A 26,685-nucleotide genomic window follows, 5' to 3' on the forward strand; every position below is an offset into this window, starting at 1 on the left:
GGAGCGATGCGGCTGTTCCTGGTACTCGGCCTGGTGGCGCTGGCCGCACCGGTGGCCGGGCTGGTGCTGCTGCGCACCGCGCTGTCCGTGGTCGTGGTGGCGGGGCCGAGCATGAGCCCGGCGCTGCGGCCCGGGCAGCGGGTGCTGGTCCTGCGGCGCGGCCTGGCCCGGCTGCGGGCGGGGCGGATCGTGGTGGTCGCGCCGGACGGGCTCGTCCCGGCGGGTGGGGCTCCGGCGGGTGGTCCGGCGGGTGGGGCTCCGGCGGCCCGGCGGCCCGCCCGGTTGCTGGTGAAGCGGCTGGCCGCGCTGCCCGGGGAGCCGGTTCCGCCGCCGGTCCGCCCGGTGCTCCCGGCCGGCACCGTACCGGGCGGGCATGTGGTGCTGCTGGGCGACAACCCGGACTTCAGTACCGACTCCCGGCTGTGGGGCGCGGTGCCCGCGGACCGCGTGGTGGGGGTGGTCCTCGACCGGGTGCGGCTGCGGGGCTGAGCGGACCCAGTCCGTTACGGGCGGGTGCCGCCGTACGGGCCGCCGCCGTACGGGCCGGTGCCGCCGCGAGGACCGGGGCCCGCTCAGGCCGGTGCGGCCGCGGCCGGGACCAGGCCCGCCCCCACCCCGGCGAGCAGTCCACCGACCGCCGGGGACCAGGGGCGCCCGGTCGGCCCGGTGAGGGTGAGGGTGCGGTGCACGGCCGGCCGGATCGGCACCAGGACGCACTCCGGCGGCAGCATCGTCACGGCCAGCGCGGGCATCACCGAGACGCCGACGCCCGCGTGGACCATGCCGATCAGGGTGTTGAGGTCGCGGATCCGGTGCCGGGGCGTGAAGCGGGCGCCGGCCCGCCGGTAGGCCTCGCGGATGTGGCGTTCGCAGCCGCCCTCCGAGAGCAGGAAGTCGTCGTCCGCCAACTCGCCGACGTGGACGGTCTGCTGGCCGGCCAGCGGGTGGTCCCGGCGCAGCAGCGCGTGCATCGAGTCGGCGCCGAGCGCGACCGCGCCGGGCGGCAGCGGGCCGGCGTCGACCAGGACGGCGGCGTCCACCGTGCCCGCCTCCAGCCAGGTGGCCAGTTCGGCGTCCTCGCCCTCGAAGACCCGGACGGTGACCTGGGGGTGCGCCGCCTTCCAGTCCCGCAGCAGCCCGGGCAGCAGGGCCTGGCAGACGGTGGTCGGCGCGGCCAGCCGCACGGTGCCGGTGAGGCCGCCGCAGTGCCGGGTGGCGATGGTGCGGACGGCCGCCGCGGAGGCCACGGCGGTGCGGGCGTGCGGCAGCACCTGCTCGCCGAGCGGGGTGGGGCGGCAGGGGGCGCCGCGCCGCAGCACGGGGGCGCCGAGCGCGCGCTCCAGGGCGGCGACGGCGTGCGAGACGGCGGACTGGCTGATGCCCAGTTCGTCGGCGGCCGCGCCGAAGCCGCCGGTGTCGGCGACCGCGACCAGCGCCCTGAGCTGGGCCAGATTGACCTCCGAGGCCATGAGACTCCCTCATCCTCCGTGCATCGCCACTTGTTGGACTCATGCTCCGTCGGCGGGCCACCCTCTGTCCAGGACGCGGGAACGGGCCGCGCGAAGGACACGGGAACGGGACGGGGAGGTGGTCGGGGTGCGGCGCTGGTGGCCGGGCTTCGTGGCACTGTCGGCGATCTGGGGCGCCAGTTTCGCCCTGATCAAGGTGGCGGTCGACGCGGGGGTGCCGCCGGTGTGGGTGGCGCTGTGGCGCAGCCTGCTGGGCGCCGCCACGCTGTGGGCGGTCCTGCTGCTGCGCGGCGGGCGGGCCCCGCGCGACCGGGCCCTGTGGGGCCACTCGGCGGTCGTCGCGGTGCTGCTCAACACGGTGCCGTTCGCCCTGTTCGCGTTCGGCGAGACCAGGGTGAGCTCGGTGCTCGCCGGGGTGCTGAACGCGACCACCCCGCTGTTCACCCTGCTGTTCGGGGTGCTCACCGTGCCCGCGGAGCGCCACCCGGGGGTCCGGCGGCTGGCCGGCCTCGGGCTCGGCTTCGTCGGTGTGCTCACCGTGCTCGGGGTGTGGCGCGGCTTCGGCCCGGGGGCGACCGCCGGCGCCCTCGCCTGCCTGGCCGCCGCCTGCTGCTACGGCGCGGGCTTCGTCTACCTGCGCCGCTTCCTGTCCGGCCGCCCGGAGTCGGTCACCACCCTCTCCGCCGTCCAGATCACCTGCGCCACCGCCGAACTGGCCCTGGTCGCCCCGCTCGCCGCCGGTGCCCCGCACTGGCCGGGCGGCTCGGCGGCCACCGCCCTGCTGGTGCTCGGCGCGCTCGGCACCGGGCTGGCGTACCTGCTCAACCTCGGCCTGGTCCGCACCGCCGGCACGGCCGTGGCCTCCGCCGTCACCTACGTCATGCCGCTGTGGTCCACCGCGCTGGGCGCCGTCCTGCTCGCCGAGCCGGTCGGCTGGAACGCCCTGGCCGGCGGCGTCCTGGTGATCGCCGCAGTCGCCCTGACCCGCCCGCCCGGGACCCCGTCCGCCGCGGCCGCCCCGCCGCCTCGGGTGGCGCCTGCCCGGCCCCGGCGCCCGGTCGGGTGATCGGGCTGACGTTCGGTGGCCGGTGGATTACGGGTCGTGCCCGGAGGGCCGCTAGGGTGGCCCCCGTGGTGAGGTCGTGGGATGCGGCGGTCCAGCGGGCGCAGGACCGGTTGGCGGCGGGGGTGCGGTTGCGGGCCGCCGTCGAGGGTGAGGAACAGCGGTTCGCCCGTTGGGACTTGGCGTCCCTGCTGGAGGGCGAGCTGGGCGAGCTGGTGGACCCGGACGGACTGGACCGGCCCGCCGAACGGGGCTGGCGGGAGCGGCTGGGGGAGAGCGGCCGGGACTGGCCGGGCGGGGAGCTGTACCGGCGCCGGTACTGGATCCTGGACGGGCGGGGCGAGGTCGTCGGCACGGTCGCGGTGGACAACTGGACCAAGGGCCCGAGCCAGCTCGCGGTGTCCTCCCTCTACCTGCGGCCGCAGGCGCGCGGGCAGGGGCTGGCCGCCGCCGCGCTGGACGAGGTGTACGCGGCGGCCGCCGCCGAGGGCCTGCCGGGCTTCCGGCTGGAGGCGCACTGGAGCTGGCAGTCGGCGGTCCGCTACTACCTGCGCCGCGGGCTGTGGGTGGTGGGCTGGAAGCGCTCGCTGTCGTTCGCCCGGATGCCCCAACTGCCCTCGCACCGGGTGCGGGAGGAGGACGGGCGGCTGCTCCTGCTGGTCGCGGACCGGCAGCGCGGCTGGGTGCCGATACTGGCCGCCGGGCAGGAGGGCCGCTGGCTGCGGCTGGACGAGACGGCGGACTACCGGGGCTGCGACGGCTGGGTGCACGAGTACGCCCGGTCGACGCTGGCGCTGTACCTGGCGCTGGCGGGCCGGCCGCTGGTGCGCGGGCCGCAGTGGTGGGCGGAGGCCTGGCGCTGGGCGGAGGCGGGCGAGCCGGAGGGCCTGGCGGCAAGGATCGAGGAGATCGAGCGGACCGCGCGGGCGGCGGGCCGCACCGTGGCCGGTCCGTACCGGCCGGTGGTGCTGCCGCAGGCGTCGCCGCTGGTGTCCCCGCGGCTGGCAGACTCGGGGGATGGCTGAGATCGAGATCGACGGCGCGCCCGCGGACCCGGCGCGGCTCGCCGCGCTGGGGCTGCTCAACTACGGGCACTTCACCACCCTGCGGGTCGAGGGGGGCGCCGTCCGCGGCCTGGAGCTGCACCTGGACCGGCTGGTCCGGGACTGCCGGGCGCTGTTCGCCGTCGAGTTGGACCGGGCGGTGGTCCGGGAGCGGATCCGCGCGGCGCTGCCGGCCGACGGCGGGCCGGGGATCGTCCGGGTGACCTGCTACGACCCCGCGCTCGGCCTGGAGCGCCCCGCCGCCCCGGCCGCCCCCGTCCTGCTGGTGACCACCCGCCCGGTCGGCGCCGTGGCACCGGCCCCGCTGCGGGTGCGCACGGTGGCCCACCGGCGGGAGCTGCCGACGGTGAAGCACGTCGGCCTGTTCGGTCTGGTGCGCCACCGCCGCGCGGCCCAACTCGCCGGGTATGACGATGTGTTGCTCACCGACGGGAACGGCCTGGTGACCGAGGGGGCGACCTGGAACGTCGCCTTCCTGGCGGGGGAGCGGCTGGTGCTGCCCGCCGGCCCGGCGCTGCCCGGCGTCACCGAGGCGCTGCTGAGCGGCGCGTACGACGGTCCGCAGTCCCGCGAGCCGGTCCGCGTCGACGAGTTGGCGCGCTTCGACGCGGCCTTCGCGCTGAACGCGGGCGTCGGCCTGCGGCCGCTCGCCGCCGTCGACGGCACCGCCTTCGACCCGGACCACCCGCTGCTCGCGGACCTGCGCGCCGCCTACCTCGGGATCGCCGCCGACCGGGTGTGGGCGCCGTCCGGGTGTAGGTGCCGACCGGGCGGATCACCCGGACGGGTGACAAACTCCGCGCGAAACCGGCGCGACGGCACGGACGACCTGCCCGGAACCCTTGGGTGCAGCCGATCCTGAGGTGGGATCAGCTACGCTCTCGCCCGCCCCGCCCGAGCCGTCGAAGCAGAGAGTAGCCACGACATGAGCAGTCCTCCTGCCGCCCCCGCGCCCCGCTGGCCGCTGGTCCTCCTGCGCGTCACCGCCACCACGCTGGCGCTGCTGGCCCTGCTCCAGACCATGCTCGCCGGCAGCTTCCTCAACGGCACCTACGACTCCCTCAAGGACCACGAGGACAATTCGAGGCTGCTGGCCGCCGTGGTGGTGGTCCAACTGGTGGTGGCGGTGCTGGTGCGCCGGCCCGGTGGCGGGCCGCGCTGGCCGCTGTGGACCACCGCCCTGCTCGCCGTCGCCGTGACGGGGCAGATCGGCGCGGGCTACGCCCGGTCGATCGGGCTGCACGTCACCCTCGGGGTGCTGCTGGTCAGCGGCATCCTGTTCGGCCTGGTCGGCGCCTGGCGGCTGCCGCTGCCCGCCCGGGACGGCCTGCCCGAGGCGGGCCCGGACGGCGGCGGACGGCTGCCGCGCCCCGGCGGGCCGGTGGCGGTGGAGCGGTGAACCGCCGCCGCTTCCTCGGCATCGGCGCCTCGGTGCTCGGCGCGGGCGCGTTGGCCGCCGTCGCCGTCCCGTCGGCGGCGTACCTGTTCGCGGAGGGCCTCCCCGGGCGGCTGCTCGGCAGCGACCTGGAACTGCCCGCGGCCTTCCAGGTCCCGCTGCCGGTGCCGGCCGTGCTCCGGCCGGTGCGCAGCGACGGCGGCAACGACTACTACGAGATCACCCAGCAGGTCGCGACGCTGGAGATCCTGCCCGGGGTGCGGACCGAGGCCTGGACCTACGGCGGGACCTTCCCCGGCCCGACGCTGGTCACCCGCTCCGGCCGGGCTGCGGTGGTCAAGCACCGCAACCAGCTGCCGGTGCCCTCGGTGGTCCACCTGCACGGTGGGCACACCCCGGCCGACAGCGACGGCTACCCGGTCGACCTGCTGCTGCCGGTCGGCTCCCCCGATCCCGCCGCCTCCGCCGGGGCAGCCGGGGCAACCGGGTCCGCCGCCCCGGCGATGGACGGCATGGCGGGGATGGCGGGCATGCCGGGGATGCGGCACATGAGCGGCCGCACCGTGGTCGGCGAGCGCACCCACACCTACCCGGGCAAGCAGCGCGCCGCCACCCTCTGGTACCACGACCACCGGATGGGCTTCACCGGCCCCGGCGTCTGGCGCGGCCTGGCCGGGTTCCACCTCGTCCAGGACGACGAGGAGGCCGCTCTGCCGCTGCCGCGCGGCGATCGCGACCTCCCGCTGATGATCACCGACCGCTCCTTCGCCGCCGACGGCTCCTTCAAGTACCCCGCCGCGGACGCCTCGGCGGCCACGCCTGGCGTCACCAACGGCTACATGAACGGCGTCCTCGGCGACGTCATCCTGGTCAACGGCGCCCCGTGGCCGCGCCTGGACGTCGACCGCGCGCACTACCGGCTGCGCCTGCTCAACGCCTCCAACTCCCGGCTCTACCGGCTCGAACTGGACCCGCAGCCCGCCGGCGGCGACGCGTTGGTCCAGATCGGCTCCGACGGCGGCCTGCTCGCCGCCCCGGTCACCCACGACGGGATCGAGATCGCCCCCGCCGAGCGCTTCGACGTGGTCGTCGACTTCTCCCGCTACCAGCCGGGCACCCAGGTCCGCCTGGTCAACCGCTTCGGCAGCGGGCGAGCCGCCGAGGTGATGCGCTTCGACGTCTCCTCCCGGGCGGTGAACGACGACGCCAGGGTGCCCGACCAGCTGTCCACCGTCGAGCAGTTGGACCCGGCCGCGGCCGTCGCCACCCGCGACTTCGCCTTCCGGCGCAGCGGCAGCGACGGCTGGACCGTCAACGGTGACCCGTACGAGCCCGGGCGCAGCCTCGCCGCCCCCGCCCTCGGCCGGGTCGAGCGCTGGCGCTTCTCCACCGACGTGCACCACCCCGTGCACGTCCACCTCGACCCCTTCCAGGTGGTGGCCCGCAACGGCAAGGACCCGGGCCCGTGGGACGAGGGCTGGAAGGACACCGTGGACCTGCGGCCGGCCGAGACGGTGGAGGTGCTGGTGCGGTTCACCGACTACGCGGGGACGTACATGCTGCACTGCCACAACCTGGAGCACGAGGACATGGCGATGATGGCGGACTTCACGGTGGGCTGAGCCCGGCCGCCCGCCTGCTGCCCGGCCGCCCGCCTGCTTCTCGCCCCGGCCCTTCGTTCCTCCGTTCCTCCGTTCCTCCGTTCCTCCGTTCGGCCCAGTGCCGGAGGGCGCGCGCCGCGCCCTCCGGCACGCTGGTCCCAGGGCCGACGGACGGAGCCGCCGCATGACCACCCCTGCCGAACGCCGCCGTACCGGCCGGGCCGCCCGGGAGCGGGTCTCCCGCTCCGAGCACGGCCGGTGGATCCCGGCCGCGGACCGGCCCGATCCGCTCGGCGTGCTGGAGGCCCAGGGCGTGGACCGGCTCGCCCGGCTGCTGCCGATCCGCTACGGGCGGATGGCCGACAGCCCGTTCGGCTACCTGCGCGGCGCCGCCGCGGTGATGGCCGCCGACCTCGGGGCCGTCCCCGACACCGGGCTGACCGTCCAACTCTGCGGCGACGCCCACCTGTTGAACTTCGGGGTGTACGCCTCGCCGGAACGCGCGCTGCTCTTCGACGTCAACGACTTCGACGAGACCCACCCCGGGCCCTTCGAGTGGGACGTCAAACGCCTCGCCGCCAGCATCGTGGTCGCCGCCCGCGACCACGGCCAGGACGACGACCGGGCCCGGCGCGCCGCCCGTACCGCCGTCCTGGGCTACGCCGCCGCGATGCGCCGGCTGGCCGGCCTCGGTGAACTCGACGTCTGGTACAGCCGGATCGACACCGCTGACCTGCTGGCGCTGGTCCGCAGGACCAAGCGTCGCAAGGCGGTCGAGGCCGGCCTCGACCGCGCCCGGCGCCGCACCAGCCTCCAGGCCTTCGGCAAGCTCACCGAGGAGCGCGACGGCCGGCGCCGGATCATCAGTGCGCCGCCGCTGATCGAGGAGCTGGAGCGGAGCGAACTGCAGGGCGTGGGCCAGGTGTTCAGCGACTACCGGGCGACCCTCGCCGAGGACCGGCGGGTCCTGCTCGACCGGTACCGCTTCGTCGACGCGGCGATGAAGGTGGTCGGCGTCGGCAGCGTCGGTACCCGCTGCTACATCCTCCTGCTGGAGGGCCGGGACACCCGCGACCCGCTGTTCCTGCAGCTCAAGGAGGCCGGCCGGTCGGTGCTGGAGGACCACCTGCCGCCCACCCGACTGGAGGCCGAGGTCGCCGCCCACCACGGCGGGCGCCGGGTGGTCACCGGGCAGCACCTGATGCAGGCGGCCAGCGACATCTTCCTCGGCTGGACCACCGGCCCCGCCGGGCGGCACTTCTACGGGCGCCAACTGCGCGACATGAAGGGCTCGGTGGAGGTCGACACGATGACCGCGTCCGGTCTGCGGGCCTACGCCGACCTGTGCGGGCGCGCTCTCGCCCGGGCCCACGCCCGTACCGGTGACCGCGTCGCCGTCGCCGGCTACCTGGGCGGCGCCGACACCTTCGCCGACGCCGTCGCCGACTTCGCCCTGCGGTACGCGGACCGGACAGCGGCCGACCACCGGGAGCTGGTCGAGGCGATCGCCTCGGGACGGATCAGGGCGACCCGGGGGGTGTGAGGGCGCGCTGCCCCCGGCGGGCGGTCTGGCCGGGGCCCGGTGTCAGTGGCGTGTGCAAGGGTGACCGCATGCTGGCGATCACGGTGCAGACGAACGACGAGCGGCACTCGAGGGTGACCGCGGGGGAACTGGCGGAGTTGGTCCGGCGCATCGGCGCCGGGGCCGACACCTTCCTCGTCGTGCAGCGGATACCGGACCTGCCGGACGTCTACATCCAGGTGTGGCACAAGGCGGGCGGCCACTACGAGCTGGAGCACCGCGACGGCTCCGCCGACCGGCACTTCGAGGTGCGGGTGGACGGGCCGGAGGCCGTGGTCGCGGCGATGACGGGCTGGGCGCGGCACGAGCCCGGCTGGGGCGAGGGCCTGGCCTGGGCGCCGCTGGACTTCGGCCCGGCGCCCGAACCGCTGCCCGAGCCGGAGCTGGCGGCCGAGGAGCGGCGGCAGTTGGAGGAGCAGCTACGGCTGACCCTCGCCTGCGGCTACACCGACCGCGCCCGGCTGGCCGAGCAGGCCGAGGAGTACCTGGTGTCGGGCGAGCGCCGCCCGCTCTCCCGGGCCCAGGCCGAGCAACTCGCCGACCGGCTCTGGCTGGAGCGGGTCGGCGTGCAGAGCGGCTGGATCGGGGAGACGGATCCGGAGCGCCTCGCCCGGGCCTTCGCCGCGCTGGAGGCGGCCGGCATCACGGCGCGGGAGAACTTCGCCTGCTGCCGTTCCTGCGGGGAGGCGGAGATCGGCGCGGCCGGGGCGCCGGAGGCCCGGGGCTTCGTCTACTTCCACTCCCAGTGCACCGAGTCTGCCGCCGCCGGGCGCGGCCTGTCCCTGCTCTACGGCGGCTTCGACGGCTCCGCGGCGACCACCGCGGCCGTCGGCCGGGAGGTGGTGGCCGCCCTCGCGACCGTCGGCCTGCCGGCGGTGTGGAGCGGCGACCCGTCCGACGCGATCGAGATACGCCCGCTGCTCTGGCGGCGCCGGCTGGTCGGCTGACCACGTACGCAGGGGAGACCGAACGAATGAGTGCCGACGTGCTGTCGGTGATCCCGACCGACCCGCAGTGGCGGCCGGACGCGGCGGCGGCCGAGCGGGCCCGGGCGCTGGCGGCCGAGTTCCTCGGCGAGGACGACGGCGCCGAACTGGAACTGACCTGGCACGACCGCACGGCGCCGGTCGACTGCGGCGCGAACCTGGAGCGGATCGGCTGCCCGCACTGCGGCGGCGCCGTTCCCCTGGGGTGGTGGTCCGACCTGATGGAGGAGCACGCCGACGGCGGCTTCGCGACGCTCGCCGTGACGGTGCCCTGCTGCGGTGCGGCGACGACCCTGGACGCCCTGGAGTACCACTGGCCGTGCGGCTTCGCCCGCTTCGAGCTGGAGGTGTGGGACCCGGAGCAACCCTGGTTCACCGAGGCCCAGTTGGCGGCTCTGGCCATGGCCCTCGGCCACCCGGTCCGGCAGATCAGGGCGCATCTGTGAGGGCGGGCCCTCGGGCCCCGGGCGGCCGCCGCCGCCCGGGGGGTTCCGGGGGGCCTCAGGGCACCAGCAGGCGCAGGGCCTCGCGTCGGACCGTGACGTCGACGGGGAGCGCGGTGATGAACTCGCCGTCGGCGTAGGCGGTGATGCCGGGGGACTCGATCCGCAGGGAGGCGGTGCGCAGGGTGGTGACCTCCGGGTGGGTGGTGTGGGTGCCCTTGAAGAGGGTCGGGAAGAAGCGGGCGATCCGCAGCCGGGGCATGGCGTCGACGAGGGTGACGTCGAGCAGGCCGTCGTCGGGGAGGGCGGCGGGGCAGATCAGCATGCCGCCGCCGTAGCTGCGGGTGTTGCCGACGGCGGCGAGGGTGAGGTCGCGTTCGATGACGGTGCCGTCGGCGAGGGTGATCCGGAACGGCAGCGGTTTCAGGTTGGCGAACTCGGCGAGGATGGCGAGGTTGTAGCGCATCCGGCCGCGCGGCCAGCGCAGCCGGTTGGCGCGGTCGCTGACCAGCGAGTCGAAGCCGCTGGCCAGGACGGAGCCGTACCAGCGCACGGCGCCGTCCGGGCCGGTGATCCGGCCGAGGTCGACGGTGCGGGTGCGTCCGGCCGCGATGACCTCGGCGGCGGCCTCCGGGGCGCCGATGGGCAGGCCGTACTCGCGGGCGTGGTCGTTGCCGGTGCCGGCGGGTATGACGCCGAGCGGGACGGCGGTGTCGGCCAGGGCCTGGAGGGCGAGGTTGACCATGCCGTCGCCGCCGACCACGGCCACCGCGTCGGCCCCGCCGGCCGCCGCCTCGCGGGCGAGGCGGACGGCGTCCTCGGCGGAGCGCCCGGCCTGCGGGTCGACCTCGAGGCCGAGGGCGCGCAGGCGGGCGACGGCCCGGTGGGCGGCGGGTTCGGCGTGGCCGATGCCCGCCGCCGGGTTGGTGAGAACGGTGACCCTGCGGATGACGGTTCTCGCCGCGGTCATGGGATCAGCTTGCCGGGGTTGAGGATGCCCGCCGGGTCGAGTTCGGCCTTGACGGCGCGCAGGATGCGCACGCCGAGGTCGCCGATCTCGTCGGTCATCCAGGGCCGGTGGTCGGCGCCGACCGCGTGGTGGTGGGTGATGGTGCCGCCCGCGCGGAGGATGGCGTCGCCGGCGGCCCGCTTGGCGGCGCCCCAGCGGGTGAGCGGGTCCTCGCCGAGGGCGGCGACGACGGTGAAGTACAGCGAGGCGCCGGTCGGGTAGACGTGCGAGATGTGGCACAGCACGAGCGAGCCGGGCAGGGCGGTGGTGAGGGCCTCGGTGACGGCGGTGCGCAGGTCGGCGAGCCGGCTCCAGCCGGTGGCCGTCTCCAGGGTCTCGCAGAGCGCGCCGGCGTTGAGCAGCGAGTCGCGCAGGTAGGGCGCGTTGAACCGGCCGTGCTCCCAGGCCCGGGCGGGTGCTTCGCCGAGCGAGGTGCCGCCGGCGGCGAGCAGGACGGCGCGGGTGAGGCCGTGCCGGGCGGCGACCTGTTCGGCGGTGCCCTCGAAGACGGTGACGGCGAGGCAGCCGCTGACGGCGGGGGCGCCGCCGATCTGCTCGGTCAGGGCGAGGTTGATCATGGTCTCGGCCTCGTCGGAGAGCCGGATCACGGTCGGGCCGGTGCCCTGCTGCTCGACGGCGCGCAGCGCCGCCGTCCCGGTGGCGAAGTCGGGGAAGCTCCACGCCTCGTACGCCTTGACGGCGGGCAGCGGGTGGACGCGCAGGCGCACGGCGGTGATGACGCCGAGGGTGCCCTCGGAGCCGAGGAAGAGCTGGCGCAGGTCGGGGCCGGCGGCGGAGGCGGGGGCGCGGCCGAGGTCGAGCGTCCCGCTCGGGGTGACCACGCGCAGGCCGCGGACCATCTCGTCGAAGCGCCCGTGGCCGGCCGAGTCCTGGCCGGAGGAGCGGGTGGCGGCGAAGCCGCCGATGGTGGCGTAGCGGAAGCTCTGCGGGTAGTGGCCGAGCTCCCAGCCGCGCTCGGCGAGCAGGGCCTCGGCGGCGGGGCCGGTGAGGCCGGCGCCGAGGACGGCCTCGCCGGAGGTCTCGTCCAGGTCGAGGAGCTGGTCGAGGCGGCGCAGGTCGAGGGAGACGACGGCGCGCAGGTCGCCGCGCTCGGGGTCGAGCCCGCCGACCACGCTGGTGCCGCCGCCGAACGGGACGACGGCGATGCGACGTTCGGCGCAGACGGCGAGGACGGCGGCGATCTCCTGTTCGCTGCCGGGCAGCAGGACGGCGTCGGGCGCATCCTGTTCCGCGCAGCTGCGGCGGCGCAGCAGGTCGGGGGTGGACTTGCCGCCGGCCCGGGGCAGCCGGTCGGCGTCGGCGGTGCTGACGTGCTCCGCGCCGACGGCGGCGGCGAGCGCCTGGACGTCCTCGGCGGTGATCCGGGTGGGGTGCAGCACGACCTCGGCGGCGCTCGGCCCGGTGGCGGCGTCGCCGGTGACGCCGAGGGCGGCGGCGAGCAGTCCCTTGATGTCCGCGGACAGCTCCTTGGCGAGGGCCGGGTCGCCCCAGGCGTTCCACTTCATCGGGGGGAGCGGCAGCGCGGCTGCGGCCGCTCCCGCTTGCGTCTCAGGTGCCATGCGTTACAGTTTCACACATCATGTCAAGTAGTAACGCCACGGCCGGAGCGCCGCGCAGCACCGACGACGCGATCCTGGACGCCGCCGCCGACCTGGTCGTGCACCTCGGCGTCCGCCGCACCCAGCTGGCGGAGATCGCGCGCCGCGCCGGGGTCAGCCGCCCGACCGTCTACCGGCGCTGGCCGGACGTCCAGGCGGTGATCGGGGCGCTGCTCACCCGCGAGATCATGGCCACCCTGGAGAGCACCTCGCTGGGCGTGCACGACCAGGGGGCCCCGGGGGGCCACGGGACGCCGGTGCACCGCGAGGCCTTCGTGGACCAGGTGGTCGAGGTCGCCGTCCGGCTGCGCGACCACCCCGTGCTCGGCGCACTGCTCCACTCCGACGACTCCGACCTGCTGCTCCAGTACGTGGTGGAGCGGCTCGGCGAGAGCCAGCGCGGCCTGCTGGAGGCGCTGCGCACCGGCATCGCACTCGGCCAGGCCGACGGTTCGGTCCGGGCCGGGGAGCCGACGGAACTGGCCGCCATGGTCCTGCTGATCGCCCAGTCCACCGTCCAGTCGCACCGCATGGTGGCCTCCCTGCTGCCCGAGGCGGCCTGGCGGCGCGAACTGGCCAGAGCGCTGAACGGATACCTCGCGCCATGACGCCCAAGGCCGACCGCTTCACCGGCACCGCCCAGCTCAACGGCGTACGACGGATGCGCGAACTCGACGCGCTCGCCGCCGACCCGCGGATCGACCTGCTGGTGATCGGCGGCGGGGTGACCGGCACCGGGGTGGCCCTGGACGCCGCCGCCCGCGGCCTGCGGACCGTCCTCGTCGAGTCCCGCGACCTCGCCTTCGGGACCAGCCGCTGGAGCTCCAAGCTGGTGCACGGCGGCCTGCGCTACCTCGCCTCCGGGCGGGTCAAGGTCGCCCGGGAGAGCGCCGTCGAGCGTGGCGTGCTGATGACCCGCACCGCCCCGCACCTGGTCCGCGCCCTGCCCCAACTGGTGCCGCTGCTCCCGGACCTGCTGCGCCCGGGCCAGGCCGCGCTGATCCGCGCGGGCTTCCACGCCGGGGACGCGCTGCGGCTGAGCGCCGGGACGCCGGGCGCCCTGCTGCCCCGGGTCCGCCGGATCGACGCGGCCCGGACCAGGCAGCTGGTGCCGGCCGTACGGACCGACGGCCTGCGCGGCGCGCTGGTCGCCCACGACGGCCAACTCGTCGACGACGCCCGGCTGGTGGTCGCGCTGGCGCGCACCGCCGCGCAGTACGGGGCGAGCGTGCTGACCCGGGTACGGGCCGAGTCCGTCACCGGGACCTCCGCCCGGCTGGTCGACGCGCTGAGCGGCCAGTCGCTGACCGTCACCGCGGGCGCGGTGGTCAACGCCACCGGGGTGTGGGCCGGCGAGGTGGACACCTCGATCAAGCTGCGCCCCAGCCGGGGCACCCACCTGCTGGTGGACGCCGCGACCCTCGGCCACCCGGTGGCCGCGCTCACCGTGCCGGTGCCCGGCTCCACCAGCCGCTTCGTCTTCGCGCTGCCGCAGCAACTGGGTCGGGTCGCCGTCGGCCTGACCGACGAGGACGCCCCGGGCCCGGTCCCGGACGAGCCCCAGCCCACCGGGGCCGAGCTGGACTTCCTCCTCGACACCGTCAACACGGCCCTCGCCACCGCGCTGACCAGGGCGGACGTACGCGGCGCCTACGCCGGGCTGCGCCCGCTGATCGACACCGGGGGCGGGAACACCGCCGACATCTCCCGGGAGCACGCGGTGCTGGAGTCCCCGTCCGGGGTGATCACCGTGGTCGGCGGCAAGCTCACCACCTACCGGCGGATGGCCGAGGACGCGGTGGACACCGCCGTCCGGCTGCGCGGCCTGCCCGCCCGCACCTGCTGGACGGCCCGGCTGCCGCTGGTCGGCGCCCCCGGCCACCGGGACAGCCGGCCGCTGCCGATCCAGGGGGTGCCCGCCTCGCTGGTCGCCCGGCACGGCGGACTGTCCCAGGAGGTGATGGCGGCGGGGGAGTCGGCGCCGGTGGCGGAGGGCCTCGACGTGACCCGCGCCGAGGTCGCGTACGCCGTCACCCACGAGGGCGCGCTGGACGTGGCCGACGTGCTGCACCGGCGGACCAGGATCGGGCTGGTGGCGGAGGACGCCGAACGGGCCCGCGCGGCGGTCGAGGAGATCGTCGGTGGGATCGCTGGGGACAGCGCCGGGGAGATCGCTGGGGGCAGCGCCGGGGATGCCGCCGGGGAGATCGCCGCCGAGTGAGTGGGGCCATGGGCCGCCCGGGCGCCAGCGCGCGGTGCGTTCAGCGCGCGGTGCGTTCCGGCATCGGGTGTTCGGCGCCCGCCAGCTCCAGCACGCAGGCGAGCGGGTGCTCCGCCCGGCCCGTCCGGTCCAGTCGGACGGCCAGTGGTCGCGGCGGCTCCTCGGCGAGTTGCCCGGACAGCGTCAGCGGGTAGCCGCCGTGGCCGTGGGTGCGGTGGAAGGCGCACTCCTTGCCGTCCACCAGCAGCTCGGTCTCGGTGATCCAGCCGGAGCGGACGTTGACGGTGACCGAGTGTCCGTCCCGGTCGAGGTGGAAGCTGTACCGCTGGCGCATGGGAACCTCCCGCGAGGGCCTCGGAACGGGGACGGCCAGGGGATCCACCGCCAGTCTAGGTCGGCCGTATCCTCCCGGCGCTCCGGCCGGTACCGTGATCGGAGCGCGAGGGATCGGGCGCGAGGGGTCGGGTAGAGGGGGGATCGGGGGAGGGGGCGATCGGTTCCCGCTCCGGCCCCTGAGAAATCCCCGGGGCGGGGCCCGCCCGCAGGCGGATTCTCGCGATCTCTACAGTGTTGTAGATTCGTCCGCAGGGAGAGATCCGAGGAGGGCATTGTGGGAGTTTCGCTGGCCAAGGGCGGCAACGTCTCGCTGAGCAAGGAGGCGCCCGGACTGAGCGCCGTGATCGTGGGTCTCGGTTGGGACGTCCGCACCACCACCGGAGCCGACTACGACCTGGACGCCAGCGCGCTGCTCTGCAACGCGCTCGGGAAGGTGGTCTCGGACCAGCACTTCGTCTTCTTCAACAACCTCCGCAGCCCCGAGGGTTCGGTCGAGCACAGCGGCGACAACCTGACCGGTGGCGGCGACGGCGACGACGAGCAGATCAAGGTCGACCTGGCCCGGGTGCCGGCCGACGTGGCCAAGGTGGTCTTCCCGGTGTCGATCTACGACGCCGACGCCCGGCTGCAGAACTTCGGCCAGGTCCGCAACGCCTTCATCCGGGTCGTCAACCAGGCCAACGGCCAGGAGATCGCCCGCTACGACCTCACCGAGGACGCCTCGACCGAGACCGCGATGGTCTTCGGCGAGCTGTACCGCAACGGGGCCGAGTGGAAGTTCCGCGCCATCGGCCAGGGTTACGCCTCCGGCCTGCGTGGCATCGCCACCGACTACGGCGTGAACGTCTGATCGCCTGAACGCCAGAACATCTGCACGCCAGAACATCTGATCGCGTAATCGCGTGATCACCTCCGGGGCCGGTGCGGCCGCTGCCCGGGCGGGCCGGTTCAGCCGGCCCGCCCGAGCGCCTGTCCGCCGAACCCCGAACCGCCGCCGCCGAGTTGGCCCTGCCACCAGTCGGCCATCGCCGCGGCGTCCATGGCCGACCAGTCCGGCGCCGCGGTGACCTGGGCCCGGCCCAGTGACCGGCCCAGGTCCACCAACTCCCGCCCGGCCGGGGTCCGTTCCCGGTCGTACGCGGCCAGCAGCGGCTCCCAGGAGCGGCCGCCGAGCCGCCGCCCGGCCAGCTCGAAGGCGTGGGCGTCCTGCAGCGCCTTCACCGCGCCGCTGGTGTTGTGCGGGCGGACGACGGTCGCCGCGTCCCCGCCGATCAGCAGCCGTCCGGCGGTGCGGTACGGGACCGTCAGGTCGTAGACGGGCTGCAGCAGGGTCCGCTCGCGCGGGGTCGGCGCGATCACGGCGGCCCAGTACGGGGGCAGCTGCCGCGCGGCGAACTCCCGCATGCCGTCGAGCTGTTCGTCGCTGAGGGCGCCGGCGGCGACGGCCGTCGGGCCGTCCAGGCGCAGCCAGTCCGGGGCGGGCGCGTAGAAGACCCAGTTCACCAGGGTGCTGCCGGGGGCCAGTCCGGGGATGCGGTAGAGCACGACCTGGCCGCCGGGGTAGCAGACGGTGGCGCACTCGTCCTCCGGCCAGGCCGCCGCCCCGCCGGGCAGCTCGGCCAGCAGTGCGGCGTCGTAACTGCCGCGCCAGCACACGTAACCGGCGAACTCAGGCGCGGCCTCCGGGCAGACCGCCGCCCGGACCACCGAGCGGTAGCCGTCCGCGCCGATCACCAGGTCGTACGGGGTGCGGGTGCCGTCGGCCTGTTCCGTCCAGGCGCCGCCGCGGTCGCCGCCGACCGCGGCGACGGTGGTGCCCGGCCGGTACTCCACGGCCGCCGGGGTCCGCTCGCGCAGGGCCTGCCAGAGCACCGCCCAGTGGTGCGAGTGGAACGGGAACGGCTGGACCCAGAGCGGCCGCCCGCGGCCGTCCGGCCCGCCGGCCTCGCCGGCCGGCCCCCGGGTGACCCAGCGGCGCACGGTGAGCCGGTGGCGGCGGGTGTCCGGGGGCACGTGGCCGGCGTCGACCAGTTCGGCGAAGCGGTCGTTGTGGGTGCAGATCCCCAGGCCGCGGTCCTCCAGCCGGCCCGGGCTGCGCTCCAGCACCACGACCCGTTCGGCGCCCAGCCGGGCCGCCGCCCCCGCGAAGGCGCTTCCGGCGATGCTGCCACCGACCACGGCCACCGAGCCACCCCGCATGGGCCGTCCCCTTCCGCCGAGCCCTGTGAGGCCGGGAAGGGTCTTCCGGGCCCCCTTGCGCAGGGAGTCGACGATACGCGGCGCGGACCGGGCGCGGAGGGGGTTGCGACCGTTCCGGTTGAGCTGCCGGCATCCGGGCTATGCAACTAGTTGCATAGCCCGGCGAACGTCCCCTACTCTGCGGTAACAATCCGGGAGACCCCTCCCGCCGCCGCCCCTCACAGGAGACGTCGATGAGCTCGACCCCCGGCAGCAGCCGCTACCCGCACCTGCTCAGCCCGCTCGACCTCGGCTTCACCACCCTGCCCAACCGGGTGATCATGGGCTCGATGCACGTCGGCCTGGAGGAGGCCCCCGGCGGCTACCAGCGGATGGCCGCGTTCTACGCCGAACGCGCCCGCGGCGGCGTCGGCCTGATCGTCACCGGCGGCATCGCCCCCAACGAGGCCGGCCGCCCCTGGGACGGCGGCGCCATGCTGACCACCGAGGCGGAGGCCGACGAGCACCGGGTGGTCACCGACGCCGTGCACGCCGCCGGCGGGAAGATCGCCCTCCAGATCCTGCACTTCGGCCGCTACGCCTACCACCCCGAGCTCGTCGCCCCCAGCGCGCTCCAGGCCCCGATCAGCCCCTTCGTGCCCAACGAGCTCACCGCCGAGCAGGTCGAGCAGACCGTCGAGGACTTCGCCCGCTGTGCCGAACTCGCCCGCCGGGCCGGCTACGACGGCGTCGAGATCATGGGCTCCGAGGGGTACCTGATCAACGAGTTCGTGGTCGCCGCCACCAACCACCGCACGGACGAGTGGGGCGGCCCCTACGAGCGGCGGATGCGCTTCCCGGTCGAGATCGTCCGCCGGGTCCGTGAGCGGGTCGGCGAGGACTTCATCATCGTCTACCGGCTCTCCATGCTCGACCTGGTCCCCGGCGGCTCCACCCTCGACGAGGTCGTCCAGCTCGCCCAGGCCGTGGAGGCCGCCGGCGCGACGATCATCAACACCGGCATCGGCTGGCACGAGGCCCGCATCCCCACCATCGCCACCTCCGTCCCGCGCGGCGCCTTCGCCTGGGTCACCCAGCGGGTGATGGGCAAGGTCGGCATCCCGCTGGTCACTACCAACCGCATCAACACCCCGGAGATCGCCGAGCAGTTGCTCGCCGACGGCAAGGCCGACCTGGTGTCGATGGCCCGCCCGCTGCTCGCCGACGCCGACTTCGTCGCCAAGGCCCGCGAGGACCGCGCCGACTCCATCAACACCTGCATCGGTTGCAACCAGGCCTGCCTGGACCACACCTTCAACCTCCAGATCACCTCCTGCCTGGTCAACCCGCGCGCCTGCCACGAGACCGAACTCGTCCTCGGCCCCACCGAACTGCGCAAGTCCATCGGTGTGGTCGGGGCCGGACCGGCCGGCCTCGCCTTCGCCGTCTCCGCCGCCGAACGCGGCCACGCCATCACCCTGTACGACGCGGCCGACACCGTCGGCGGCCAGCTGAACATCGCCCGGCGGATCCCCGGCAAGGAGGAGTTCGGCGAGACGCTGCGCTACTACCGCACCCGGCTGGCCGAGTTGGGCGTCACCCAGCGCCTCGGCGCCGTCGTCGGCGCCGAGCAGCTCGCCGCCGAGGGCCACGACGAGATCGTCCTCGCCACCGGCGTCACGCCCCGAACTCCCGCCGACATCCCGGGAATCGACCACCCGAGCGTGCTCGGCTACCTGGACGTGCTGCGCGACGGCGCACCCGTCGGCGAGCGGGTCGCCATCCTCGGCGCGGGCGGGATCGGCTTCGACGTCGCCGAGTTCCTCACCGACCAGGGCGACCAGGCCAGCCTCAACCCGCCGGTGTTCCAGGCGAAGTGGGGCATCGACCCGGAGTACCGCGAGCGCGGCGGGCTGCGCGCGCCCGAGCGGCCCACGCCCCCGCGCAGCGTCCACCTGCTGCAGCGCAAGAGCAGCAAGGTCGGCGCCGGGCTCGGCAAGACCACCGGCTGGATCCACCGCACCGAACTCAAGCACCGCGGCGTGGTGATGGTCGCGGGCGCCACGTACGACCTGATCGACGACGCCGGCCTCCACTACACCGTGGACGGCGAACGCCAACTCCTGCCCGTGGACACCGTGGTGCTCTGCACCGGCCAGGAACCGCGCCGCGAGCTGGCGGCCGAGCTGCGCGAACGCGGCCTGTCCGTGCACGTCATCGGCGGCGCGGACGTGGCCGCCGAACTGGACGCCAAGCGGGCCATCAAGCAGGGGACGGAACTGGCCGCCTCCCTCTGACGCCGGGTGGCCGGGGGGCTACCCGGCGTACCGGGGCCCGCGGCGCCGCGCCGCGGGCCCCGACGGCCCGGCCGCTGCGCTGACCTGCGGAGATGCGCGCCCCGCGCGCCCGGCCCGGGCCCCGGTGCGACACTGGTGCCCTGTCCCTGCCCGACCTCTCGACCGGGGGCCAGCATGTCCCTCCCGAGGCCTCTCCACGCCCTGGCCGCCGCCGCCCTCGTCGCGGCGGCCGCCCTGGGGCCGACCGTCGCCGCGAGCGCCGCCGCGAGCGCCGCCGGTTCCGCGCCGGTGCTGCCCTCCGCCGACCAGCTGAAAGCCGCGCTGCTCACCGCGAACGACCTCGGCCCCGGCTACACCGAGGCCCCCGCAAGCGGCAGCCCGGGCCCGAGCGAGAACCCCACCCCCGTCAGCGGCTGCGACGCGCTCAACGCCCTGATCAACATGCACGCCACCGGCTCCGGCCCCGCCACCCCGCGCGCCGAGACCGAACTCGACGGCCCGGACGGCGGCAACCCGATGGTGACCGAGGCCCTCACCGCCGAGGACCCGGCCCGGCTCGCCACCGACTTCGCCACCGCCACCGACGCGTTCAGGACCTGCCACACCATCACCTTCAACGCCGGCACCGACGCCTCGGTGACCTTCACCGTCACCCCCGTGACCCTCGGGGACCGCCAGGACGCCCCGGCCGTCCGCCTCGACGGCACCCTCGCGGGCGTCCAGCTCAGCGCCTACCTCGGCGTCGAGCGCTTCGGCACCGTCGGCATGGCCTACGGCTTCTTCCAGCGCCAGGGCGCCGATGCCCAGACCGCCTCGATGCAGTACCGCAGCGCCGTCGCCAAGGTCGAGCGCACCCTCGGCACCACCGCCGGCAGCACCACCCCGCCCACCGTCACCGCGACCCAGGGCATGTCGGTCTGACCGCCCCGGGACGCACGGCGGCCCCGTCGAGCGCAGCGCTCGACGGGGCCGCCGCGTGGTCGACCTAGTACCAGCCGGTCCGGTAGAAACCCTTGGAGCCGGCGGAGCTGGCCTGCGACTGGATGTCCTTGTCGTTGTCCATCATCGACCAGATGGCGCCGCCCGAGGACGTGAAGGTGGAGTAGTCGCTCTCCTGGCCCGGGTGGTTCTGGATCCCCACGGACTCACCGGGGACGGCGTTCCGGTCCCGCGCCCAGGCGGCCCGGCAGGACGGGCTGTAGCGCAGCTCGAGGTCGCCGTTGGTGGAGACGGTGATGGCGTCGTTGGCGCAGGTGGTGGTGGCCGGGTCCTTCCCGGTGCAGCTGCTCGCGTAGCAGCTGGTGGCGGCGGAGGCCGGGGAGGCGACCAGCACCGCCCCGGACACGGCCAGGGCCAGGGTGGCGCCGATCGTCGCGGTCTTGCGGGCGAGGGAACGCATGGAATCCTCCGAAGCGGTGAGGGGGATCGACGGATCAACGCCGCAACTCTCGGGCCCCGCACCGCCGTCCCGCTACCGTCCCACCGTCCCCGGGACATCCCGGCCCGTCCCGGGAAGCCCCGCCGGGGCGGCCGCACCCCGTGGTGGCCGCCCGTCCCGCCGGTCAGCGGAGGAACCTGACCATGTCGGTCTGACCCGGGGCGCCACGAGAACGGAAATAAGGTTCGTCAACCTCATTTTTCGGCAGGGCTGCCCGATTTGACTTCACCACTCCCCATTTCCTCCGGTGTGATGCTGATCACGTCGGAACTAGTTCGACAACGTGCTGGACCGCCCTGCCTTGCCAGGCCTACGCTCCGCCCTTAGTTGTCGGGTTCGCGCGCGTGCGCGGTCCCAATTCGACTGGGGGAAAGACGTGTTCGTGAACAATGTCCGTTTCCGTCGATTAGTCACCAAGGAATGGTCGCCTCCGACAAGGGCGAAATCCCGAATGGCCGCGGTGAGTTCGTTGGCGATCCTGGGGTCGCTGCTGTCGCCCGTGGCGCCGGCCCTCGCAGCAGGGGTTTCGGGCGACAAGGGCGGGATCTGGTCACCGCCGAACACGCCGCTGTCGCGGACGGCGTCGGTGCCCGGGGCTGCCGACCACCCCAAGTCCTCGGCACCGGCGACCGGTTCGCCGAACTGGGTGCCGCCGAAGTCGGTGCCGCAGGCGAAGTCGGGCAGCGTGGTGGTGGGGCTGGACCCGAGTGGGGCGAAGCAGGCCGGTGACCTGCCGGTGTGGCTGGCCCCGGTCGCGCCCTCCACCGGGGCTGCCTCGGTGCAGGTGCGGGTCGCCGATCCCGAGGAGGCGTCCGCCGCCGGTGTTCCGGGCACCGTGGTGTCGCTCTCGCGCGGTGAGGCGCCCGAGGCGGGCCGGGTCCGGGTCGGGATCGATCCGGGTGGGCTGGGCTACGGTGGCGACTTCGCCCACCGGGCGCGGCTGGTGGAGCTGCCGGAGTGCGCGCTGAGCACACCGGCAGCCGATGCCTGCCGCACCCGGAAGCCGGTGGCCTCGCACTACGACGAGCAGACGAAGCAACTGGTGGCGGAGGTCGACCTGCCCGCCGCCCCCGCCTCGGCCGCGCGGCAGCGGGCCGAGGCGCAGTCGGCGGGCCCCGCCCCTGCTCCGGCGCAGGTCCTGCTGGCCCTGGACGGCGCGCCGTCCAGCGGGACGGGGACGTACAGCGCCACGCCGCTCTCCTCCAGCCAGAGTTGGGCGGCCGGCAACGCCTCCGGCTCGTTCACGTACAGCTATCCGATCCAGCTGCCGCCGACGCTGGTCGGGACCCCTCCGGCGTTCTCCCTCGAGTACGACTCGGCGTCGGTGGACGGTAAGACGGCGTCGACGAACGCCCAGGCGTCCTGGATCGGTGACGGCTGGGACACCAACGTCGGTTTCGTCGAGCGCTCGTACCGGGTGTGCGACAAGGCGGGAATCCCCGGTTCGGGTGACCAGTGCTGGGGTGGCCCGAACCTGACGCTGTCGCTGGGCGGGCACTCGGGCGAGCTGGTGCCGGACGACGCGTCCTGTGTCGGCGGCACCGCGACGGACGAGCAGTCGAAGTGCAAGTGGCGCCTGAAGGGCGATGACGGGACGAAGGTCGAGTTCCTGACGGGTGCCAACAACGGGACCTGGAACGGTTCGTACCTGAAGGTGACGGACACGTCCGGGACGGTGTACTACTTCGGGCTCAACCAGCTTCCGGCGGCGGACGGTTCGCCGAGCAAGGTGGGGCCGGAGAGCAAGTCGGCCTGGACGGTTCCGGTGTACTCGCCGAACTCGGGGGATCCCTGCTACAACTCCTCGAAGGGCAAGGGATCCTGGTGTCAGACGGCGTGGCGCTGGAACCTGGACTACGTCGTGGACCCGCACGGCAACCTCGCCACGTACTCCTACACACCGGAGACCAACTCGTACACCCGCGGCGCGGCCCTGAACGCCGGCAAGGGTGAGCCGAGCTCGTACACCCGTGGTGGCGTGCTGGCGTCGATCGCCTACGGTCAGCTGCTGTCGGACCAGTTGGGTGCGGGCGGCTCCTACCAGGCGGCGGCGCGGGTGGACTTCGACTCGGGTGAGCGGTGCCTCTCGGACGCGGCGACCTGTGACCCGGCGAAGCGGACGGCGGCGAATGCGGCGAACTGGCCGGACGTTCCGATGGACAAGCAGTGCCAGGACGGTGCGGCCTGCACCAACTACGGTCCCACGTACTGGTCGACGAAGTGGCTGAACGGGATCACCACCTCGATCCGCTCCGGCGGCTCGTACCGCCCGGTCGACCGCTACGACTTCACCCACGTGTTCAAGACGCCGCAGAACGCGACGGAGAACGCGCCGATCGCCTGGCTGCAGTCGGTGAAGCGGACCGGCAAGGACACCGCCAACGGGCAGGCCGAGCAGCCGCTTCCCGCGGTGACCTTCGCGGACCTGCTGCTGCCCAACCGGGTGGACGGCCTGGTGCCGGCGCGGCCGCGCTACAACCGGCCGCGGCTGGCGGTGATCACCACGGAGACCGGTGGCACGATCACCGTCTCCTACACCAAGGACTCCTGCTCACGCACGACGGGCCGGATGCCGGCCTCGGCGGACAGTGACACCCTGGCCTGCTTCAACGTGAAGTGGTTCGACACCGGTGTGCAGACGACGGTCGATGACTGGTTCCTGCGCTATCCGGTGGACACGGTGACCGTCGACCCGAACTCCAAGCTGATCTCTGGCGCGGTGCCGCAGACGACCTCGTACTCGTACGGCCTGGCGGCCTGGCACCGCAACGACGGCGCGCTGGTGGAATCGGACTACCGGACCTGGGACCAGTTCCGGGGCTTCGCGAGCGTGACCGCGGTGACGGGTTCGGGCAAGGACGGGCCGCAGGCCAAGTCGACCACCAGCTACTACCAGGGCATGGACGGTGACCTCAAGGCCGACGGCATGCCCAGGGGCGCCTCCGTCGCCGGGGTGAAGAGCGGCAGCCGGACCGACTCCGACTGGCTGTCCGGCCGGACCCTGGAGACGGATGCCTACGCGGACGCCTCGGCCGACGCCAACTCCCCGCTCTCCTACGAGATCAACACCTACGAGCACCCGTCCGACCGGGCCACCCACGCCCGCACCGGCCTGCCGGACCTGGTCGCCCGCTACGGCTCCACCAGGACGACCAAGACCACCACGGCCGTCACCACGACCGGCACCCGGAACACCTCGACGGTGACCACCACCGACCCGGACAACAACAACCGGGTCACCAGCTCGCTGAGCACCGCCGACGGGACCCCGGACGTGTGCACCCGCCAGAGCTATGCGAGCGGCGGTAACCCGCAGATGACCGCCCTGGTCTCCGAGGTGCTGGTCGTCTCGGGAACCAACGCCTGTACGGCGGGCCAGACTTCGGCCAACACGGTGTCCGACACCCGCACCCTCTTCGACGGCCAGGGCTTCGGCGGCGCCGGAACGAAGGCGGACGTGACCGGGACCCAGGTGCTGGACGGCTACGACGGCAACGGCGCCGCGCAGTACGTCACCACCTCCGCCACCACGTACGACGCCTACGGCCGGATCGCCTCCGTCACCGACCCGACGGTCACCGACAGCGCCAACCCGAACGGTGCCGTCACCAGGACCTCCTACAGTTCCGCCAACCCGGGCGAGTTGCCGAACCAGGTGGTCACCGGCAGCCCGGCCCCGGCCGGCGCGCCGGACGCGGGCACCGCCCGCACGACCACCACCACGCTCAACCCGGCCCGCGCCATGGCGCTCACCTCGACTGACGTCAACGGCCGGACCACCAGCCGGAGTTACGATGCTCTGGGGCGGTTGAAGGCGGTCTGGCTGCCCGGTCGGGACACCGGGGCCGGCGCGAACTACACCTACGACTACGCGGTGAACGGCACCGACTCGCCGTCCACCGTCACGACGAGGGCCCTGCGGCCTGGCGGCATCGACTACGGGATGTCGACCCAGATCGTGGACGGCCTGGCCCGGGCGGTGCAGACCCAGACCGATCCGGCGATCTCGGCCTACAAGGGCCGGATCGTCGCTGACACCTTCTACGACTCGCAGGGCCGGGTGAACCGCTCCTACCAGCCGTACTACGACGACACCAACACCCCCAGCACGACCCGGTGGATCCCGGACGGTGCGAAGGTGCCGAACGCGACGGTCACGATCCGGGACGGTCTGGGCCGGACCACCAGCAGCCAGTTCGTGGCGCTGGGCGCGCTGCAGACCACCACGACCACGGCCTACCCCGGCGCTGACCGGGTGGACGTCTCGCCGCCGGCCGGTGCCACCGCGACCAGCACGGTCACCGACGCCCGTGGGCGCACGGTGCAGTTGTGGCAGTACAGGACGGCCACGGCGACCGGCAAGCAGGCCGACGCGGACGTCACCGGCTACACCTACACGCCGGGCGGCCAGGCGGCCACCCGGACGGATTCGGCCGGGAACACCTGGCGTTACACGTACGACCTGCGAGGGCGTCAGGTGAAGGCCGACGACCCGGACACGGGTGTGTCGACCCGCAGCTACGACGCCGCCGGTCGGTTGGTGTCGACGACGGATGCCCGCGGGCAGAGCGTCGCGATCACCTACGACCTGCTGGGTCGCAAGACGGGCACCTACAACGGGTCGGTCGCTCCGGCGAACCAGCTGACGGGCTATGCCTACGACACCGTGGCGAAGGGGCAGTTGACGGCATCGACCCGGTTCGTGGGTGGTGCGGGTGGTTCGGCGTACACCAAGTCGGTCGGTGAGTACGACGCGGCGTACCGGGCCACCAAGACCTCGCTCTCCCTTCCGGGGGCCGAGATCGGCAGGAGCGGACAGGTCAGCTTCGACTACTCGGCCGCCTACAACCCGATCAGCGGGGCCGTCACCAGCGAGACCCGGGCCGCGGCGGGTGATCTGGCGCAGGAGGCGGTGAACTACAACTACGAGGCGTTCGGTCAGCTCAACGATGTGAGCGGCTCGGGGTACACCTATCTGCGGCAGGCGGACTGGGACGCGTACGGGCGCAACATCCGTGACACGATGAACCCTTGGGGCACCCAGGTCGTCTCGACGAACACCTACGACGAGTCGACCGGGCGTCTGCTGACCCAGTACGTGGACAAGCAGACGGCCACCACCGGCACCGTCCAGAACACCACCTACGCCTACAACCCGGCCGGTCGGGTCACGGCGGTGCGGACGATTCCGGACAACAGTCCGGACCGGACGGACCTGCAGTGCTTCACCTACGACTACCTGGGCCGGCTGACCACGGCGTGGTCGGACACCGGGCGGCTCAACCAGCCCACGCCGTCGCTTGCCGGGCAGGGGTCGTGTGCCAATGCGACGCCCACCAGCGGGGCTTCGACGGCGGGTACCACCACCGTCGGCGGCAGTGCGCCGTACTGGCAGGACTACAGCTACGACGCGGTCGGCAACCGGACGAAGCTGGTCATGCACAACCCGACCGGTGACCAGTCCAAGGATCTGACGATCAGTCAGGACAGCCCGGCGCCTGGGAGCCGTAACACCGGTACGGGTGCGGGTGGTCCGCACGTGCCGACGGCGGTGAAGTCGACGTTCCCCAACAACGAGAGCACGCCGGGCAGTTACCAGTACGACGCGGCGGGGAACACGACGAAGATCGCCAACCCGGGGGCCAACAAGACCCTGGGCGCCGGCTTCGTACTCAACCCGGGTGAGTCGGTGCGCTCCAGCAGCGTGCAGCTGACCATGCAGTCGGACGGCAACCTGGTGCTGACCTCGCTGCGGACCGGTCTGGTGACGTGGTCGACGAACACGGGCAACCACCCTGGCGCGTGGGCGACGATGCAGGACGACGGCAACTTCGTCGTCTACGACCCCCAGCGGGTTCCGCTGTGGTCCTCGCAGAGCTGGGTCGGGGCGAACAGCAAGTACTTCGCGGTCGTCCAGGACGACGGCAAGTTCATGGTGTACGCGCCGGGCTGGGTCCCGAAGTGGGACTCCCACACCTGGAAC

Annotated in this window: 21 protein-coding genes; 15 read left to right on the plus strand and 6 right to left on the minus strand. The window is 74.1% G+C overall.

Annotated features, from left to right (window positions below; genetic code table 11):
* The first annotated feature begins 6 nt into the window (after positions 1 to 6).
* Positions 7 to 489, plus strand: coding sequence for a S26 family signal peptidase (locus AB0F71_RS32110; RefSeq protein WP_360241901.1), 483 nt, complete (start codon positions 7 to 9; stop codon positions 487 to 489).
* An 83-nt stretch (positions 490 to 572) separates the two neighbouring features.
* Here AB0F71_RS32110 and AB0F71_RS32115 read toward each other — a convergent pair whose 3' ends face one another.
* A complete protein-coding gene (locus AB0F71_RS32115) occupies positions 573 to 1,469 on the minus strand; it encodes a LysR substrate-binding domain-containing protein (protein WP_360241904.1) in 897 nt (298 codons plus the stop codon).
* 127 nt (positions 1,470 to 1,596) lie between these two features.
* Here AB0F71_RS32115 and AB0F71_RS32120 point away from each other — a divergent pair, with 127 nt between their 5' ends.
* The 8 genes from AB0F71_RS32120 (at position 1,597) to AB0F71_RS32155 (ending at position 9,607) form a co-directional block, all read left to right on the plus strand.
* On the plus strand, positions 1,597 to 2,535 hold the full coding sequence (locus AB0F71_RS32120) for a DMT family transporter (protein WP_360241907.1): 939 nt from the start codon (positions 1,597 to 1,599) through the stop codon (positions 2,533 to 2,535).
* A gap of 68 nt (positions 2,536 to 2,603) precedes the next feature.
* The gene (locus AB0F71_RS32125; RefSeq protein WP_360241910.1) at positions 2,604 to 3,557 is read left to right on the plus strand and encodes a GNAT family N-acetyltransferase; all 954 of its coding nucleotides are present in this window, start codon (positions 2,604 to 2,606) and stop codon (positions 3,555 to 3,557) included.
* Positions 3,550 to 4,458 carry an aminotransferase class IV gene (locus AB0F71_RS32130; RefSeq protein WP_360241913.1) on the plus strand — a complete coding sequence of 303 codons (909 nt, stop codon included), beginning with the start codon at positions 3,550 to 3,552 and terminating at the stop codon, positions 4,456 to 4,458. The genes AB0F71_RS32125 and AB0F71_RS32130 overlap by 8 nt, the downstream gene beginning before the upstream one ends.
* Positions 4,459 to 4,521: 63 nt before the next feature.
* The gene (locus AB0F71_RS32135; protein WP_360241916.1) at positions 4,522 to 4,995 is read left to right on the plus strand and encodes a hypothetical protein; all 474 of its coding nucleotides are present in this window, start codon (positions 4,522 to 4,524) and stop codon (positions 4,993 to 4,995) included.
* Positions 4,992 to 6,614: a multicopper oxidase domain-containing protein gene (locus AB0F71_RS32140; protein ID WP_360241919.1), complete on the plus strand. Its 1,623-nt coding sequence runs from the start codon at positions 4,992 to 4,994 to the stop codon at positions 6,612 to 6,614. Before AB0F71_RS32135 ends, AB0F71_RS32140 begins: the two co-directional genes overlap by 4 nt.
* Before the next feature lie 163 nt (positions 6,615 to 6,777).
* Positions 6,778 to 8,136: a DUF2252 domain-containing protein gene (locus AB0F71_RS32145; protein WP_360241922.1), complete on the plus strand. Its 1,359-nt coding sequence runs from the start codon at positions 6,778 to 6,780 to the stop codon at positions 8,134 to 8,136.
* A 68-nt stretch (positions 8,137 to 8,204) separates the two neighbouring features.
* Positions 8,205 to 9,122, plus strand: coding sequence for a hypothetical protein (locus AB0F71_RS32150; RefSeq protein WP_360241925.1), 918 nt, complete (start codon positions 8,205 to 8,207; stop codon positions 9,120 to 9,122).
* Positions 9,123 to 9,148: 26 nt separating this feature from the next.
* Positions 9,149 to 9,607, plus strand: coding sequence for a hypothetical protein (locus AB0F71_RS32155; RefSeq protein WP_360241928.1), 459 nt, complete (start codon positions 9,149 to 9,151; stop codon positions 9,605 to 9,607).
* Positions 9,608 to 9,662: 55 nt separating this feature from the next.
* Here the strand turns inward: AB0F71_RS32155 and AB0F71_RS32160 are convergent, their stop codons facing one another.
* Both AB0F71_RS32160 and AB0F71_RS32165 read right to left on the minus strand, forming a co-directional pair.
* On the minus strand, positions 9,663 to 10,574 hold the full coding sequence (locus tag AB0F71_RS32160) for a diacylglycerol kinase (protein WP_360241931.1): 912 nt from the start codon (positions 10,572 to 10,574) through the stop codon (positions 9,663 to 9,665).
* The gene (locus tag AB0F71_RS32165; RefSeq protein WP_360241934.1) at positions 10,571 to 12,193 is read right to left on the minus strand and encodes an FAD-binding oxidoreductase; all 1,623 of its coding nucleotides are present in this window, start codon (positions 12,191 to 12,193) and stop codon (positions 10,571 to 10,573) included. The genes AB0F71_RS32160 and AB0F71_RS32165 overlap by 4 nt, the downstream gene beginning before the upstream one ends.
* A 20-nt stretch (positions 12,194 to 12,213) precedes the next feature.
* Between AB0F71_RS32165 and AB0F71_RS32170 the strand changes: the two genes are divergently transcribed.
* The gene (locus AB0F71_RS32170; RefSeq protein ID WP_360241937.1) at positions 12,214 to 12,840 is read left to right on the plus strand and encodes a TetR/AcrR family transcriptional regulator; all 627 of its coding nucleotides are present in this window, start codon (positions 12,214 to 12,216) and stop codon (positions 12,838 to 12,840) included.
* Positions 12,837 to 14,453: a glycerol-3-phosphate dehydrogenase/oxidase gene (locus AB0F71_RS32175; protein WP_360241940.1), complete on the plus strand. Its 1,617-nt coding sequence runs from the start codon at positions 12,837 to 12,839 to the stop codon at positions 14,451 to 14,453. Before AB0F71_RS32170 ends, AB0F71_RS32175 begins: the two co-directional genes overlap by 4 nt.
* Before the next feature lie 40 nt (positions 14,454 to 14,493).
* Here AB0F71_RS32175 and AB0F71_RS32180 read toward each other — a convergent pair whose 3' ends face one another.
* Complete coding sequence (locus tag AB0F71_RS32180) at positions 14,494 to 14,787, minus strand: hypothetical protein (protein WP_360241943.1); 294 nt, start codon at positions 14,785 to 14,787, stop codon at positions 14,494 to 14,496.
* Between the two features lie 276 nt (positions 14,788 to 15,063).
* Between AB0F71_RS32180 and AB0F71_RS32185 the strand changes: the two genes are divergently transcribed.
* Positions 15,064 to 15,639, plus strand: coding sequence for a TerD family protein (locus tag AB0F71_RS32185; RefSeq protein ID WP_360241946.1), 576 nt, complete (start codon positions 15,064 to 15,066; stop codon positions 15,637 to 15,639).
* A gap of 98 nt (positions 15,640 to 15,737) precedes the next feature.
* Here AB0F71_RS32185 and AB0F71_RS32190 read toward each other — a convergent pair whose 3' ends face one another.
* Positions 15,738 to 16,988: an FAD-dependent monooxygenase gene (locus AB0F71_RS32190; RefSeq protein ID WP_360241949.1), complete on the minus strand. Its 1,251-nt coding sequence runs from the start codon at positions 16,986 to 16,988 to the stop codon at positions 15,738 to 15,740.
* A 233-nt stretch (positions 16,989 to 17,221) separates the two neighbouring features.
* Between AB0F71_RS32190 and AB0F71_RS32195 the strand changes: the two genes are divergently transcribed.
* Together AB0F71_RS32195 and AB0F71_RS32200 are read left to right on the plus strand one after the other, a co-directional pair.
* The gene (locus AB0F71_RS32195; RefSeq protein ID WP_360241952.1) at positions 17,222 to 19,264 is read left to right on the plus strand and encodes an NADPH-dependent 2,4-dienoyl-CoA reductase; all 2,043 of its coding nucleotides are present in this window, start codon (positions 17,222 to 17,224) and stop codon (positions 19,262 to 19,264) included.
* A 174-nt stretch (positions 19,265 to 19,438) separates the two neighbouring features.
* Positions 19,439 to 20,185, plus strand: coding sequence for a hypothetical protein (locus AB0F71_RS32200; protein WP_360241955.1), 747 nt, complete (start codon positions 19,439 to 19,441; stop codon positions 20,183 to 20,185).
* 64 nt (positions 20,186 to 20,249) lie between these two features.
* Here AB0F71_RS32200 and AB0F71_RS32205 read toward each other — a convergent pair whose 3' ends face one another.
* Positions 20,250 to 20,663, minus strand: a complete 414-nt coding sequence (locus AB0F71_RS32205; RefSeq protein WP_360241958.1) for a DUF2690 domain-containing protein — start codon at positions 20,661 to 20,663, stop codon at positions 20,250 to 20,252.
* Between the two features lie 499 nt (positions 20,664 to 21,162).
* Between AB0F71_RS32205 and AB0F71_RS32210 the strand changes: the two genes are divergently transcribed.
* Positions 21,163 to 26,685: hypothetical protein (locus AB0F71_RS32210; protein ID WP_360241961.1), on the plus strand; the 5,523-nt coding region annotated here is incomplete at its 3' end.

It is taken from the genome of Kitasatospora sp. NPDC028055, assembly GCF_040637885.1.
GTDB lineage: Bacteria > Actinomycetota > Actinomycetes > Streptomycetales > Streptomycetaceae > Kitasatospora.